Here is a 15,116-nt window from a genome sequence, read left to right as displayed (position 1 = left end):
ATGCACGATTGTTACACCCTCGCGGCCCGTGGCCACCCTCGGCCGCTCCGGTCAGTCCGGCGGCGGGAACAGCCAGCCGGCCAGCGCGGCGGCCGAGCGCGACCCGTCGTGCACGGAGCGGACGAACCGTGGTCCCCCGGCGGCCAGTTCGCGGGCTCCGTCGCGACCGGCGACGATACCCGCCACGACGTCGGCAAGCGTCTGCGGGCCGGCTTCGGCGACCGGCAGTTCGAGACCGGTGGCCGAGCGCACCCGCGCGCGCACGTCGTCGCCGACATAGGACACGACCACCCGGCCGGCGGCCATGGCCTCGCAGGCACCGACCCCGTACAGCCCCATGACCAGCTGGTCGACGACGACGTCCGCGTCGGCCAGCGCGGCCGGCATGCGGTCGTTGGGCACGCCCTCGAGCCGGCGGTACTCGATCAACCCGTCGGCCACCAGCAGCGCCATGGCCGCCTCGACCGCCTCGGTCCCCTTGAACCGCGGGTTGGACGGCGCGTGCACGACGAGCGGCCGCTCCCGTTGCAGCACCGGCGCGGCGGTGGCCCAGCGGTCCACGTCGACGACGACCGGCAGCCAGGTGGCGCCCGGAAGGTACGTCAGCAGGTCGGGCGTGGACACGAACACCGGACCGTCGAAATCGGCGACGACATCGGCTGCCAGCCGCGCCTGCGCCTCCAGCCGCTCGGTGAGCTCGTCCCGGACGTGGAACGGCGACCACCGCTCGGCCGCGGCGTGCGCGCTGGGCAGCCGGACGTCGGAGCCGTGGAACGCCAGGCCGGCGGCGAGACCGGCCCGGACGATCACGTCGAGGTCGCCGCGCGCGTCGCGGCCGTGGCGGCCGCCGAACAGGGGACGCATGGACTCCACGAGCATGTGGGTGTAACCGCCGAGGACGTACCGCTCCTGCGCCCGCTGCCAGCGCGGGTGAGCGTAGACCGGTATCGGCGCGCCGTAGTCGTCGGCGAACCCGAAGCTGTTGCGGCGCACGGCGAAGCAGGTGGCGCCGGCCCCGGCCCGCTCGGCGCTGCGCGCCCACGCCCAGCCCTGGCCGGCGGAGTTGGTGGGACCGACGAGCAGCCGCACCGGCGCGGTCGGCACCGGCGGAAAGCCGGGCGCGGGGCCGACCGGCCGCAGCCACCGCAGCTGCCGCCGCGCCGTGGCGACCGCGCCGACCACCGGCGCGGGCAGCCGTCGCCGTGCGACCCGCCCGACCGAGCTCACCTGCATCTGCCGAACCCTCCGCGGCGGTCTGCGCCGCCGCGCTGATCTGTCGTAACCTGTGCGGGACATGATGACGCACGACACCTCACAGCAGCCCGGCTCGGGCCGTGCGGGCCAGCCCCATCTCCTCTACGTGGCCTGGGGTTTCCCACCGTGTCGCGGTGGGGGAGTCTACCGTGCGCTGGCCACCGCCAACCGCTTCGCCGAGCAGGGCTGGCGGGTGACGGTCCTCACCGCCGAGCGTGACACCTTCATCCGTTTCACCGGGGCCGACCCGACCTTGGAGGACCGCGTCGACCCGCGGGTCGAGGTGGTCCGGGTCCCGTTCGACTGGCCCATCCACGAGGCCAACCTGCGCAACTGGTCGCGGTTCCGCGCCACCCGCCCGAAGGCCTGGGCGAAGCTACGCTCCCGGCGCGACCAACTGCCGTTCCCCGAGGTCGGCTACGGCCCGTGGCGCGGGGTCATCGAGGGCGCCGCCGAACGCATCCACGCCGCGGACCCCGTCGACCTCGTCGTCGCCACCGCCAACCCGCACGTGGCGTTCACCGCCGCCTGGAAGCTGCACCGCAACCACTCCGTGCCCTATGTCATGGACTACCGCGACGCCTGGCTGCTCGATGTGTTCAGCGGCGACCGCCTGCACGACGAGCGCAGCCGCGCCGCCAGGTGGGAGCGCAAGCTGGTCGACGCCGCCCACGAGGTGTGGTTCGTCAACGACCCCATCCGCGACTGGCACCGCGACCTCTACCCCGCGCACGCCGGCAAGATGCACACCGTCGCCAACGGCTTCGACGCCGAGCTGGCGCCGGCGGTGCACGACCGCGGCCCCGTTGGCGACCGGCCGCTGGTCTTCGGCTACATCGGCACGGTCTCCCCCAAGGTGCCGCTCAAGGAGTTCGTCGAGGGCTGGCAGCTCGCCCGGTCGCAGTCCCCCGATCTCGACGGCGCCGAGGCGCACATCCACGGCTACCTCGGCTTCTACGCCCAGCCACGCGTCGACATGCTGGCCACCATCAACTCCGCGGCCGACGACGGCCTCAGCTACCAGGGCCCGGTCGGCAAGACGGACATCGGCAAGGTCTACGACGGGCTCGACGTCCAGCTGCTCATCCTCGGTGCCGGGCGGTACGTCACCAGCGGCAAGGTGTTCGAGTACCTCGCGACCGGGCTGCCCGTGGTGTCGGTGCACGACCCCATCAACGCCGCCTCCGACATCCTCCGCGGGCACCCGCTGTGGTTCCCCGTCACCGACCTCCAGCCGGAGTCGGTCGCCCGGGCGCTGGCCGACGCCGCGCACGCGGCACATACCGCCGACGAGCAGACCCGGCGGGCCGCGCGCGAGTTCGGCGCCCGGTTCCGCCGCGACCTGCAGCTCGATCCGCGCATCGCCGCGCTGCGCTCGGCGATCGCGCCGGCCGGCGCACCGGCACCGGAGGTCACCGCACCGTGAACGTCGTCCTGCTGGCCACCGGCCGGCTGCCGCGCTCCTACTTCGACACCGTCCGGGCCGACCTCGGCGACGATCCCGACCTCGAGCTGGACGTCATCGCCTGGTCCCCGCCGCGCGAGCCGCTCGGCGACGTCGTCCGCAAATACGTCCTGCTCGGCCCTGGCCGGATGCCGGTCGACCCGCCACCTCCGGCGGCTGCTCCAGTGGCGCCGGACGCTCCAGTGGCGCCGGCTCCCACAGCGCCCACGGCGCCCGCACCCGCGCCGCCGAAGCCGTCCCGACCGTCGTACTCGCCCCGGCGCATCGCCGGCGGGCTGAAGCGGCGCGGTAAGGGCGTCGTGCGCCGCCTCAAGAAGTCGCCGCCGCTGACCACTCTGCGCAAGCTGCGCACCGACGAGGTCGCCCGCGAGTACTGGTCGCGCGTCCGCACCCGCCAGGACGCGTTGGCCGTCATCGGAGCCGCCGACATCGTCATCGCGCTGGACTCCCGGTCGGTCAAGGCCGGCTGGCACCTCGCCCGGCGGCCCGGCGCACCGACGGTGGTCCTGGGCATCCAGGCCGCGGTGCGCGAGCGCGCGGTCGCCGCCGCGCGCCGCTGACGGTCCGGCTGGAGGGCCACGACCTCACCTGCTCGCGGTAGGCCACCGCCGCGACATCTACCGGAGCTCGCCGTGACGAGATCGGCCGCGGCTCGAGTCACGATTGTCGGAATGGTGACGAACCTGCCGATCGCAGGTTGGGTCAGCTCTTGATCAGCTCCGCGACGGCGTCCGCGAGCTCGTCGTAGGGCGTGTTCTCGGTCAGCTTGCGCTCGGCCCAGCGGCGTGCGGCCTTGCGGTAGGTCTCGAGCTCGTCGGGGTCGCGCGCCCACCGGCGCAGCACCTCGGCGGCCTCGACGGCGCCGTCGACGAGCAGTCCGCCGCCGGACTCCTGCACCACCGCGCTCTGCCGCGGCAGCGGCGTCGACAGCACTGGCAGGCCGCTGGCCAGGTACTCGTACAGCTTCGTCGGCATGGCCTCGCGGAAGGCCGGCGTCTCGTGCAGGAAAACCAGCCCCGCCCAGGCGCCGCGGGCGATCTGCCAAGCCTGCTCCGGTGGCTGCCGGCCGTGCAGGCGCACCCGGCCGGCCACATCGGCCCGCTGGACGCGCTCCTCCAGGGCCTCATGGTCGGCCGCGGCGACCGGGCCGACGAGGTCAAGCGTCCACTCCGGCGCCAGCGCCACCGTCTCGACCATGTCGAACAGGCCGCGGCTGGAGCGCAGGTCGCCGATGTACACCGCGCGCGGCTCCGGCTCCGGCGGCCCGGGTGCCAGCAGTCCCATGTCGGGGAGGTTCTCGACCACGATCCGCCGCCGCGCCGTGCGTGGCGGGATGTGGCCGTCGGCGACGACGGTCAGGTCGGCGTGGGCGGCCAGCCAGGTGCTCGTCCGCACGACCACCCGGGCTCCCAGCCCGACCAGGCCGCTGGCCCAGGAGCGGTCGGACAGCAGCCGCGCGTAGTCCTCGTGGACGTCGACGACGACCTTGCGGCGGCGCACCATCCCGGCGGCGCGGGCCATCGGGATGACGTCGGGGTCGATGGTCATCAGGACGCGAGCGCCGACCCGCCACGGGAGCGCGGCTGCGCGCAGCGCCCGCCCCGCCATCCCGCCGCGCTGTACCGCGCGGACCCGGGCGTCGCGAGGTCCGGCGGCGGCGTCGCCCAGCCCGGCGATCTCGACGCTCAGCCCGCGCCGGACCAGCGCCGCGGTGATCTTGTGCAGCCTGGCGTCGGCAACGTCGTGCCCCGCCGAGATGATGGCGACGTCAGCTCGCGCCGGCCCCACAGCTCACAGGTCCTCGAGGCTGAAGGCGTCCTCGCCGACCTTCAGGAACTTGTTGTACGCGGCGATGACCTCGTTGGGGTTGCCGCGCATCATCAGCTGACCCTTGTGCAGCCACAGCGCGTCGTTGCACAGGTCGCGGACGCTACTGAGTGCGTGGCTCACCAGGAACATGGTGCGCGCGTTGGTCACCAGCTCCTTCATCTTGGCCGCGGCCTTCTGCTTGAACTTGGCGTCGCCGGCGGAGAGCGCTTCGTCGACGAGCAGGATGTCGGGCTCCATGTGCACGGCCACGGAGAACGCCAGGCGCTGGAACATGCCCGAGGAGTAGGTCCGCATGGGCATGTCGATGAACTCGCCGATCTCGGCGAAGTCGGCGATCTCCTCGTATCGTTCCTGGATCTCCTTGCGCGTCAGCCCGCTGGCCAGCCCGCCGAGCACGACGTTCTCGCGACCGGAGAGCGCCGCGTTGAAGCCGACTCCGAGAGACAGCAGCGTGCTGACGCGGCCGTTGACCTGGATGCGACCCTCGGTCGGCGGCAGGATGCCGGCGATCATGCGCATCAGCGTGGATTTGCCGGCGCCGTTGGCGCCGATGATGCCGATGGCGTTGCCGTGCGGCACGTCGAAGGAGACGTTCTGGACCGCCTGGACCTCCCGGACCGCGCGCTCGCCGCGGCCGAAACGCACCAGCGCGGTCTTCAGCGTCGGCACGCGCTCGAATGTCGTCCGGTAGGTCAGCGAGACGTTCTCCACCTGGACGGCGTTGGCGGGACCGGTCGTGGTCACGGCGCTCATTTCAGAGACGGACGACAAACTCGCGCTCCCTCGACATGAAGAACAGGCTGCCGATGACCGCGGCGGCGAGCGACCATGCCGCACCGGCGATCCAAAGGGACAGCTCGGGGATCTGGCCCCGCACCAGGAGGTCGGTCCAGCCGCCCAGCATCGAATACAGCGGGTTGAAGATCATGAACGGCTCGAAGCGCTCCGGCGCGTCCTCGGGGAACCACAGCACTGGCGACAGGTACAGCCACATGCGCACGAAGTAGGGCAGGAAGCTCGCGGTGTCGCGGAAGTACACCTGCAGCGTCGCGAAGATCATGGCCATGCCGGCCCCGAACACCGTCAGCATGAGCAGGAACAACGGGGACAGCAACATCTGCCAGGAGAGCGGCTGCCCGAAGCCGAGGTGGATGGGGATGTAGACGACCATCGTCGGCAGGAATCGGAAGAACGCCGTGCGCACCGCGGACAGCGGCAGCAGCAGCCGCGGGAACGACATGTTCAGCAGCAGCTTGCCCCCGGCCACCACGCTGGAGGCACCGGTCTGCATGGCGCCGGAGAAGTAGTAGAACGCGAACAGCCCCGCGCACAGGTGCACGAACCGGGCCGCCGGGTCCTCCATGCTGCCGGCCCGCAGGATGGTGACCAGCACGTAGTACACGCAGGCCAGCAGCAGCGGATTCAGCACCAGCCAGATCTGGCCGAAGAAGGTGTTGGTGTTGGCCGCCCGGATGCTTGCCCGGGACATCTCCGCGGCGAACTGCCTGCGCTGCCACAGCGTACGGATGTACGGGCCGAGCCGGGGCAATCCGGCCCGGTGCGGCTCGTACACGTGCACCGACGAGGTGAAGTCCTCGTCGACACGAGTGGCGTTCATCGAAGGCTTGCCTTTCTACCGCGGCCGGGTGCCGGATCGGCTGGATCCGCACCGGATCGGGTCAAGGGTAGACGACACGGTGCCGAAATCTCGCACCCACCGGCCGGACGGGAGAGTGTCACGACTCTCACGCCGCTTCCAGGTCAGCGTACGTGTCGGCGAGTACCCGCGCGTCCTGCTCCCATGCCAGGGCGGGCCTCGCCTTGCGGACGGCTTCCAGATAGCCAGCATAATCCGCGGCGACCGCTTGGACAGCCGTGGCCAGCGACGACGCGCTCCCCGGCTGGTAGAGCCGGCCCAGGCCGTGGTGGAGGACGACGGAGTGCAGCTCCGGCAGGTTGGCCGCGACCACCGGCACTCCGGCTCGGACGGCGTGGAACAGCTTGTTCGGCAGCGCCAGGCGGTGGTTCTCGCAGGTGTCGGTGAGGGTGACGACCGCCACACCGAGCTCCTGGTACAGCTTGTCCACCTCGGACAGCGACATCGGCGGCATCACCTCGACCCCGGTGGGGTCGAAGCGGTAGCCGGGGTCCGCCGGACCGGCCAGCACTGTGCGCAGAGGCTTGAGCAGGGCGGCCGCCCCCACGACGGCCTCCAGGTCGCGCCCGGGCCCGATGCGCCCGGCGTAGGCCAGCCCGGCCGGGCGGTCGGGCAACGACGGCGCGTCGTGGTCGCCGAGCGGGAAGGTGTTGCGCACCACCCGCACGTCGGCCAGCCGGCGGCCGCGCAGACGCTGCGCGATGCCCTCACTGACGGTCAGGACCACCTTCGCCTCGGCCGCCAGCCGCGCCTCGTGCCGGCGGCCCCGCCGCCGGGAGACCGGCGTCGGCCGCCCGGGCAGGCCGCGGTCGAACCACAGCTCGTGGCTGTCGTAGATGAGCCGGGCCGACCACCGCCGGGCCAGCTCGGCGCCGAGCTCGAGCGTGTTGTAGTCGTGTGCGTGCACCACGTCGAACGCCGGGCGGTCGGCCAGCAGCGCGGCCGCCGCCCGCCGCCAGTGCCGCTCGGTTCGCTCGCGGTGCTCGGGTAACAGCAGCCACCGGCCGGTGCGACGGACGGCGGCCTGCGGTCCCGACGTCGCCGCGGCCAGCCCCGCCGGAGCGCCAGGCGGCCGCATGCCGCGAGACCGGCTCACCGACTCGACGGTGACACCGGGGCCGGCGACGAAGCCGTCCGGGACGTCACGGCCGACGATGCGCACCTCGTGCCCAGCCTCGACCAGCGTCGCCGCCTCCCGCAGCACTCGCGAGTCGCCGGCGACCGGGGACTGCACGAGCATCAGGACGTTCACGTCGTCGGGCCTTCCGCCTGGGCACGATCCCGCGCACCGCCTCCGTCCGCCGGATCGCCGTCGCCTCGGCTGCCGTCGTCTCGGCCGCCGCGCGCTCGGGCGTCGTCCACGGCGTCCGTCTCGCCGACCGCCCGCCGTGACCTGGCCGCGTCGCGCGAGCCGACGATGAACCCGGCACCCCAGGTCAGGTGCATGGTGGCCAGGACGGCGGGCAGCCAGGCGCGTGCCTTGACGGGCAGGCCGCGGCCGGCCAGCAGCGCCGCCCCCGCGACGCCGACGGCGTAGCCGGCCGGCGCGAGCCACCCGAGGAGCAGCCAGCCGGGGCCGACGAGCCCGGCGAGGCCCGCCAAGGTCCCGGCGGCGACGGCGACCGTCACCGCGGGCGCGGCGAGGTAGCGCGGGTTCGCGGTGTCCGGGTAGCGGCGCACGACCTCGCGCCGCCACTGCCCGGTCTTGAGGAATTGCTTGGCCAGCGCGCGCAGGGTCGGCCGCGGCCGGTAGCTGACCGTCAGCTCGGGTGTGAACCACACGGTGTGCCCGGCGGCGCGGATGCGGTAGTTGAGCTCCCAGTCCTGGGCCCGGCGGAAGTGCTCGTCGAAGCCGCCGAGCTGGTCGAGGACCTCGCGGCGGAAGACGCCCAGATAGACGGTGTCGGCCGGGCCGGCCGCGCCGCCGATGTGGAACCGGCCGCCGCCCAGGCCGAACGGCGAGGTGTACGCCCACGCGACGGCGCGCTCGAAGTCGGTCAGCCCTTCGGCGTGCATGATGCCGCCGACGTTGGCCGCCCCGGTCTGCTCCAACGTCTCGACCGCGGTGCGGATGTAGGAGTCGGACAGCACGCCGTGCCCGTCGACCCGCACGACGACGCCGTGCCGGGCGACGCCGAGCGCGGCGTTCAACCCGGCCGGCGTGCGGCCGACGGGGTTGGCGACCAGCCGCACCCTCGGGTCCGCGGCGGCCAGCTCGCGCGCGATCTCGTCGGTGCGGTCGCGAGACGGGCCGAGCGCGAGCACCAGCTCCAGCTCGCCCGGATATTCCTGCGCCAGCACACCCGCGACGGCCTCGGCGAGGTGACGCTCCTCGTCGAGCACGGGCATGATCACGGAGACGGCCGGCCAGGCGCGGTGGTCCGCGGGCGGCGTTGGGGTGGGGTAGGCGGCGTTCATGTCGGCGAGCACCTTACCCGCTCAACCTGGCCATAGCCCCGCCCCCACCAACCACCTCGACGATTGATCACATTAAGTATGGATGCGACCGCTTCACCACGCATGCGCAGGCGACGAGGCGGCACATCACGAGGACTCCTGATGCGTCACCACGCTTGCGTCACTGGTAGAGCACCAGAAATCCTCGTGACGTCGCGTGGTCGCGTGCGGTGTCACTCGTAGGAGCACACCGACGACATGCCGACCGGCCCGGACGACTCATCCTCATCGCCGGACTCGCCGCCCGAGCCCTCATCCCCGGAGCCCGCGTCCCCGGAGTCCTCGTCCGTCGGCTCGTCGGACCCTTCGTCCGGCTCCTCCGTCGGCTCGTCGGACCCTTCGTCCGGCACCTCCGTCGGCTCGTCGGACCCCTCGTCCGGCTCCTCCGTCGGCTCGTCCGACCCTTCGTCCGGCTCCTCCGTCGGTTCTTCCGTCGGCGACTCGGTCGGCTCGGATCCGCCGGTCTCGGCGTCGCCGGAGAGCAGCGCGTCGGTCTGATCCTGGATGAGGCCGATGTTGGGGTCGGCCGGCGCGATGAGCGGCGGCACGAACTGCAGCGACGTCATCTCCTGGTCCTTGGCCTTCATCGCCAGGTCGATCAGGTTGGTCAGGTCCTGCTGTGGGATGTCGGTGGTCACCACGGACTTCGACGCGTCGGCCAGGTCGAGGAAGTTCGCCAGAACGGTCCGCGGGTCGGCCTCGTTGACCAGGGCGCCGATGACGCAGCGCTGCCGGGCCATCCGGGCGTAGTCGGACGAGCCCTCGCGCGACCGGGCGTACCAGAGCGCGTGATACCCATCGAGCTCCTGCACGCCGGGCTCGAGGACCCGGCCTTTGTCACCGATCGGCAGTTCCTCGTGGACGTCGATGGTGATGCCGCCGATGGCGTCGATGATGTCGCGGAAGCCCTGAAGGTCGACGGCGACGTAGTAGTGGACGGGGACGCCCAGGGTGCCCTCGACCGCCTGCTTCACCGCCGTCGGCCCGGGCCCGGACGGACCCTCGAACAGCTCCGGGTTCTCCTCGCCGAACGTCCACGTGGCATTGAGCATGTAGTCGGACTCGTCGCCCTCGCCCGAGAACCCCCGCGGGAACTCGTCGTCGGCGGGCGTGCCGTCGGGGAAACGGGTGTTCTCCAGGTTGCGCGGCAGGCTGATCATCGCCGGTTCGCCGGTGCGGACGTCGACGGAGACCAGGTTGATGCTGTCCGGCCGGATGCCCACGCGCCCGTCGCCGGCGTCGACGCCGAGCAGCAGGATGTTGAGCCGGCCGTCGCTGGCGGCGGCGACCTCGCCGGACGGGAACATCTCGACGACGGCGTCATGTGCGGCGGTCGCGTAGCGGGCGGCGACGACGAACGGCGTCGACACCATCGCCGCCAGCGCCAGCGTCGCGCCGATCATGATGAGCCGGTGCTTCTGGTTCAGCCCCGGCGGGTGGCCGAGCCGCCAGGCGTCGATGATGACGACGACCCAGGCCAGCGCCACCCCGAACACGAACACCTTGAACGTGGACAGCAGCCACGGACGCACGGCGAGGCCGGCCAGGTCCTGCAGCGGCACCAGCCAGAGCACGAGCAGCGTGATGGCCAGCAGACCGGCGGCCACCCCCAACACGATCTTGCCGGCCTTGCGGTGCCCGGCGATGATCTGGGCACTGCCCGGCGCGATGACCGACAGCGCCACCAGGGTCACGGAACGGCGGAACCGCGCCGCCTCGGCCCGCTGGGCCCGAAGCGCCGCCATCGCCTGCCGCCGGCCTCGATCCCGCCGCGGATCCGGCGGTCGTGCCGCTGTACCCATGCACATCCCCCAACATGCAAACCACACGACGGGGCCCCGTCGCGCACCCCGCTGCGCCAGTATCACCACGAGGAGCACCGATATCGTCGGCGGCGCGCCGAGCCCAGGGGTCTCTTGCGTCACACCCGTCACACGATGGCCACGTCACGTCATGGGTGACACGCAACGATTCGGGCACCTCACGAGGACTTCTGGTGCTCTACCAGGCTTGCGTTCCTGGTAGAGCACCAGGAGTCCTGGTGAGGTCGCCATCACAAGTCGGCGGAGCCGCCCTGCCGCGACCGCAGGATCGCCTCGCGGCGGGCCAGCCGGTGGGTCCGGCGGATCTCGGCCTCGGCGAATCGGCGGCGATCCTCGTCGGTCTCGGGGAGCACCGGCGGCACCTCGCGCGGCTTGCCGTCCGGGCCGAGAGCGACGAAGACGAGGTACGCCGTGGCGACCGCCGTGGCCGGGCGGACCTCGTTCCACGGCTCGGCGACCACCCGCACGCCGACCTCCATGGAGGTTCGGCCGGTCCAGTTCACCTTGCCGTGCGCGTGCACGAGGTTGCCCACGTGCACGGGTTCGAGGAACGTCATCTCGTCCATCGACGCGGTGACCGCGGGGCCGCCGGAATGCCGCTGCGCGACCGCGCCGGCGACGTCGTCGACCAGCTTCATGATCACGCCACCGTGCACGGTGCCCAGGAGGTTGGTGTCGAGCGCGGTCATGATGCGCGACAGGCTCGTCTGCGCCGCCGATGTCGGCCTGCCTTCAGGACTCACGCCGTCAGCGTAGGGCAGCGACCGGATTGACCGGCCCGATGGCGCCGGATACGGTTCAACGCGTGACGCGTGGCCAGATGATGATGATGCGAATGCTGCACTCCCCGTGCGGTGGTTCGCTGCTGGCCTAGCTCCGTCACGCCAGCGTCGAGGGCCCCCGCATCTGCCGGGGGCCCTTTTTCATGCCCATCTCCCACCAGCTGACCCCGAGGGGACCATGTACCCGCCGATCACGTACCTCAGCGACTGTACGGACACCAACGCACAGGCCCGGCTGAGCACGCGAATGGCCGCGCTCTTCGGCCGGTCGCCGGTACTGCTCCCGCTCGACGGCCCGGCGCCGGAGCAGACAGCCGGGCTCACCCTGCTCGACGTGCTGCTGGCCACCCGGTCGCTCGGGGAGGACGGGTTCCCGACGGTGACGCTGGTGAACGTCGCCCCGCGCGACGGCACCTGGGAGAACGGCGCACCGTTCTGCTGGTTCCGCCTCGGGCCGCACACGGTGTTCAGCACCTACGACTCCCGGCTGCTGGCGATGGTGCGCACCCACCTCGACGTCACCCAGGTCGAGGTCACCGACGCGCGGACGGTGCTGGGTGCGGCCACAGCGTGGGCCGACCTCTCCCGGGCCGAGGCGGACGCCGTCGCCACCACTCAATTCCGCAGCCTGTGGTACCTGCCGCTGCTGGCCAAATGGGTGCTCGACGGGCATCCGGTGCCGGCGACGACGACGCGGGTGCCGGCCGTGCCCGAGGCGACCAAGGTCCGGGTCGGGCTGGTCGACAACTTCGGCAACTGCAAGCTGACCGCGACAGCGGAGGCTGTCGGCTTCGAGCCGGGGTCGCGCCTGGCCGTGAGCTTCTCGCGGGCCGGCGAGGACCTCGGGTCGCACAAGGTGCGCTGCTACGAGCGGCTCGCCGAGGTGCCGGCCGGCGAGGCGGGTCTGGTGGTCGGCAGCTCGGGCTCCGGCTTCGTCGAGCTGGTGGTCGGCTGCGGCTCCGCGGCCCACCACTTCGGCGTCGTCGACGGCACGGACGTCGAGTTTCCCTGAGGTCCGCGCGAGGGTCGGCGGGTTACTCCGCGCCGTCCGATGTGGGTATGGTCGAGCAGTGATGCGACCCGACGGCGAATCCGGCACGCCGCCCGAGCAGGGCGGCGGAGCGAGAGGTACCGAGGTCAAGGTCACGACGTACCGGGCGGGCAACGTGCCAGGTGTCTCCTACCGGGGTGGCGTGCCGCATTCCCCTCGGGAGGACGAGGAGGGCCCCGAGCCGGCGCCAGCTGCCCCCCGCGGCACGAGCGTCATGCCCGCGGCCGCCGAGCCCGCCTACCCGGCCGCGCAGCCGGCCGGCGGCGAGCCACCGACCCCGGCGCCACCGGCCACCCGGCGTCGACCGGGCGACGAGCCGCCGGACCGGCCGAAGAAGCGCCGATCCGGGTTCGGTCGCTTCCTGCGCTGGTTCCTGGCCATCCTGCTGGTGATCGCCATCGCGCTGGGTGTCCTGGTCTGGTGGGTCTGGTCGCGCATCGAGAAGGTCGACGCCATCCCCGAGGACCACGGCTCGGCCACGTCCGACGGCCGGGTGTTCCTGCTGGTCGGCTCCGACAGCCGCGAGGACCTGTCCGAGGAGGAGCAGAGCGAGCTGGGCACCGGCAGCGTCGAGGGCCAGCGCACCGACACCATCATGCTGCTGCACGTTCCCGGCGGCGGCGCCCGAAACGCGTTGGTCAGCATTCCGCGCGACTCCGTCGTCGACATCCCCGGCCAGGGCGAGAACCGCATCAACGCCGCCTTCGCGTTCGGCGGGGCGCCCCTGCTGGTCGAGACCATCGAGGCCAAAACCGGCGTCGCCATCGACGACTACGTCCAGATCGGTTTCGGCGGGTTCGCCGAGATCGTCGATGCGCTCGGCGGCGTCGAGATGTGCCTGGACGAGGCGGTGCAGGACGAGCAGGCCCACATCGACCTCCCGGCCGGCTGCCAGGAACTGAACGGCGCCGACGCGCTCGGCTACGCCCGCGCCCGGCACTTCGACCCCCGCTCCGACCTCGGCCGGGTCGAGCGGCAGCGCGAGCTCATCTCCGCGATCTCCGACAAGGCCATGTCCGCCGGCACGCTGCTCAATCCGCTGGAGCTGGCGCGGACGGCGCTGGCCGGCGGCGACGCCCTGGTTCTCGACGAGGACACCGGACCACTGGACATGTTCGCGTTCGTCCGCGGCATCGGCTCGGTCTCCGGCGGCTCCGGCGACACCCTCACCGTCCCCCTCGGCGACGTCGGCAACACCGTGACCTGGGACGAGGAGGCGGCCGGGCAGCTCTGGACGGCCCTGCAGGACGGCACCGACATCCCCTCCGAGCTCCTGGAGGAAGAGCAGTAGGCTTCGGCGCATCCTTCCGCTCACCCCACGCCCGCCCGCTGACCTGGACCCTCCCCCGGGGCCCGAAATGATCACGTTCAGCACGTAATCCCGTGTCGCACCATGATCGCAAGCCTCGTGATGCGCGGGAAGTCCTGGTGATGGCCCAGCTGTCAGGGGCGGCCGAGACCGCGGTAGGTCCAGCCCGCGGCGCGCCACGCGTCGGCGTCGAGGCAGTTGCGCCCGTCGATCACCACCGGCGTCTCGACCACCTCCGCCAGCGCCGCGGGGTCGAGGGCGCGGAACTCCTGCCACTCGGTGAGGTGCAGGACGACGTTCGCGCCCCGGCAGGCCTCGACGGCGGACTCGGCGTACGGCAGCGTCGGGAAGATCCTGCGCGCGTTCGGGATGGCCTTGGGGTCGTAGACGGAGACCCGGGCACCCTGCAGGTACAGCTGGCCGGCGACGTTCAGCGCCGGCGAGTCGCGGACGTCGTCGGAGTCGGGCTTGAAGGCCGCGCCGAGCACCGCGATGCGCCTGTTGGCGACGCTGCCGCCGACCAGCTCGCGCGTCAGGTCGACGACGCGCTGCCGGCGCCGCAGGTTGATGGCGTCGACCTCGGCGAGGAAGGCCAGAGCGTGCGACGCGCCCAGCTCGCCGGCGCGGGCCATGAACGCCCGGATGTCCTTGGGCAGGCAGCCGCCGCCGAAGCCGATCCCGGCGTTGAGGAACTTGCGCCCGATGCGGGCGTCGTGGCCGATGGCGTCGGCGAGCTTGGTGACGTCGGCGTCGGCGACCTCGGCGATCTCGGCCATCGCGTTGATGAACGAGATCTTGGTGGCGAGGAACGCGTTGGCCGACACCTTGACCAGCTCCGCCGTCGGCAGGTCGGTGACGACGACGGGGCTGCCGGCGGCGATGGTGCGCGAGTAGACCTCACGGAGCGTCGCCTCGGCCTCGGCGGACGTGACGCCGAAGACCAGCCGGTCCGGACTCAGGGTGTCCTGGACGGCGAAGCCCTCCCGCAGGAACTCGGGGTTCCACGCCAGCTCGGCGTCGGCGCCGGCGGGCGCCGTCTTGAGCAGCCGCTCGGCCAGCCCGGCCGCCGTCCCGACCGGCACGGTCGACTTGCCGACGACGAGGCACGGCTTGGACAGGTGGGGCGCCAGCGCGTCGATGGCACCCTCGACGTAGCTCATGTCGGCGGCGAGCCCGTCGCGCCGCTGCGGCGTGCCGACGCAGACGAAGTGCACGTCGGCGTCGGCCGCGGCGGCGAAGTCGGTGGTGAACGTGACGTGGCCGGCGGCGACGTGCGTGGCCAGCAGGTCGTCCAGACCGGGCTCGTAGAACGGTGCCTCGCCGCGCGCCAGGGCCGCCACCTTGTCCGCGTCGACGTCGACGCCGACCACGGAGTAGCCGAGCTCGGCCATGCCGACCGCGTGGACCGCACCCAGATAGCCGGTGCCGATGACGGAGATGCGCATGGCCACGAGCAGACCCTTCGCCGCTGAATCGCTGAGACCCGAC

At 72.3% G+C, this 15,116-nt stretch carries 13 protein-coding genes; 4 read left to right on the top strand and 9 right to left on the bottom strand.

Annotated features, from left to right (window positions below; genetic code table 11):
- Positions 1-51: 51 nt before the first annotated feature.
- Entirely contained in the window at positions 52-1,233 is a 1,182-nt protein-coding gene (locus E1269_RS00940) for a glycosyltransferase family protein (RefSeq protein WP_131890039.1), read from the bottom strand.
- Positions 1,234-1,294: 61 nt separating this feature from the next.
- Here E1269_RS00940 and E1269_RS00935 point away from each other — a divergent pair, with 61 nt between their 5' ends.
- A complete protein-coding gene (locus E1269_RS00935) occupies positions 1,295-2,680 on the top strand; it encodes a glycosyltransferase (protein ID WP_203432674.1) in 1,386 nt (461 codons plus the stop codon).
- Complete coding sequence (locus tag E1269_RS00930) at positions 2,677-3,279, top strand: hypothetical protein (protein WP_131890037.1); 603 nt, start codon at positions 2,677-2,679, stop codon at positions 3,277-3,279. The genes E1269_RS00935 and E1269_RS00930 overlap by 4 nt, the downstream gene beginning before the upstream one ends.
- 142 nt (positions 3,280-3,421) lie before the next feature.
- On the opposite strand, the gene E1269_RS00925 is transcribed toward E1269_RS00930, so the two are convergent.
- The 7 genes from E1269_RS00925 to E1269_RS00895 all read right to left on the bottom strand — a co-directional run bounded on the left by E1269_RS00925 (position 3,422) and on the right by E1269_RS00895 (position 11,175).
- Positions 3,422-4,507 (bottom strand): glycosyltransferase, encoded by a 1,086-nt coding sequence (locus tag E1269_RS00925; protein ID WP_131890035.1) that lies wholly within the window; start codon positions 4,505-4,507, stop codon positions 3,422-3,424.
- Positions 4,508-4,510: 3 nt separating this feature from the next.
- On the bottom strand, positions 4,511-5,302 hold the full coding sequence (locus E1269_RS00920; RefSeq protein ID WP_131890033.1) for an ABC transporter ATP-binding protein: 792 nt from the start codon (positions 5,300-5,302) through the stop codon (positions 4,511-4,513).
- Between the two features lies 1 nt (position 5,303).
- The gene (locus tag E1269_RS00915) at positions 5,304-6,167 is read right to left on the bottom strand and encodes an ABC transporter permease (protein WP_131890031.1); all 864 of its coding nucleotides are present in this window, start codon (positions 6,165-6,167) and stop codon (positions 5,304-5,306) included.
- 127 nt (positions 6,168-6,294) lie between these two features.
- The gene (locus E1269_RS00910) at positions 6,295-7,446 is read right to left on the bottom strand and encodes a glycosyltransferase (protein ID WP_203432670.1); all 1,152 of its coding nucleotides are present in this window, start codon (positions 7,444-7,446) and stop codon (positions 6,295-6,297) included.
- Between the two features lie 8 nt (positions 7,447-7,454).
- Entirely contained in the window at positions 7,455-8,624 is a 1,170-nt protein-coding gene (locus tag E1269_RS00905; RefSeq protein ID WP_131890027.1) for a glycosyltransferase family 2 protein, read from the bottom strand.
- Between the two features lie 212 nt (positions 8,625-8,836).
- Positions 8,837-10,408, bottom strand: a complete 1,572-nt coding sequence (locus E1269_RS33695) for an LCP family glycopolymer transferase (RefSeq protein ID WP_162606160.1) — start codon at positions 10,406-10,408, stop codon at positions 8,837-8,839.
- Positions 10,409-10,716: 308 nt separating this feature from the next.
- Positions 10,717-11,175 (bottom strand): acyl-CoA thioesterase, encoded by a 459-nt coding sequence (locus tag E1269_RS00895; protein WP_131890439.1) that lies wholly within the window; start codon positions 11,173-11,175, stop codon positions 10,717-10,719.
- A 271-nt stretch (positions 11,176-11,446) separates the two neighbouring features.
- Between E1269_RS00895 and E1269_RS00890 the strand changes: the two genes are divergently transcribed.
- Complete coding sequence (locus E1269_RS00890; RefSeq protein ID WP_131890023.1) at positions 11,447-12,280, top strand: SAM hydroxide adenosyltransferase; 834 nt, start codon at positions 11,447-11,449, stop codon at positions 12,278-12,280.
- A gap of 61 nt (positions 12,281-12,341) precedes the next feature.
- Positions 12,342-13,610 carry an LCP family protein gene (locus E1269_RS00885; protein WP_239000736.1) on the top strand — a complete coding sequence of 423 codons (1,269 nt, stop codon included), beginning with the start codon at positions 12,342-12,344 and terminating at the stop codon, positions 13,608-13,610.
- A gap of 152 nt (positions 13,611-13,762) precedes the next feature.
- Here E1269_RS00885 and E1269_RS00880 read toward each other — a convergent pair whose 3' ends face one another.
- Positions 13,763-15,079, bottom strand: coding sequence for a UDP-glucose dehydrogenase family protein (locus E1269_RS00880; RefSeq protein ID WP_131890021.1), 1,317 nt, complete (start codon positions 15,077-15,079; stop codon positions 13,763-13,765).
- Positions 15,080-15,116 lie beyond the last annotated feature (37 nt).

The sequence above is a fragment of the Jiangella asiatica genome (genome assembly GCF_004349065.1).
In the GTDB taxonomy this organism is placed as follows: domain Bacteria; phylum Actinomycetota; class Actinomycetes; order Jiangellales; family Jiangellaceae; genus Jiangella; species Jiangella asiatica.
This window is presented reverse-complemented; position numbering and strand designations above follow the sequence as displayed.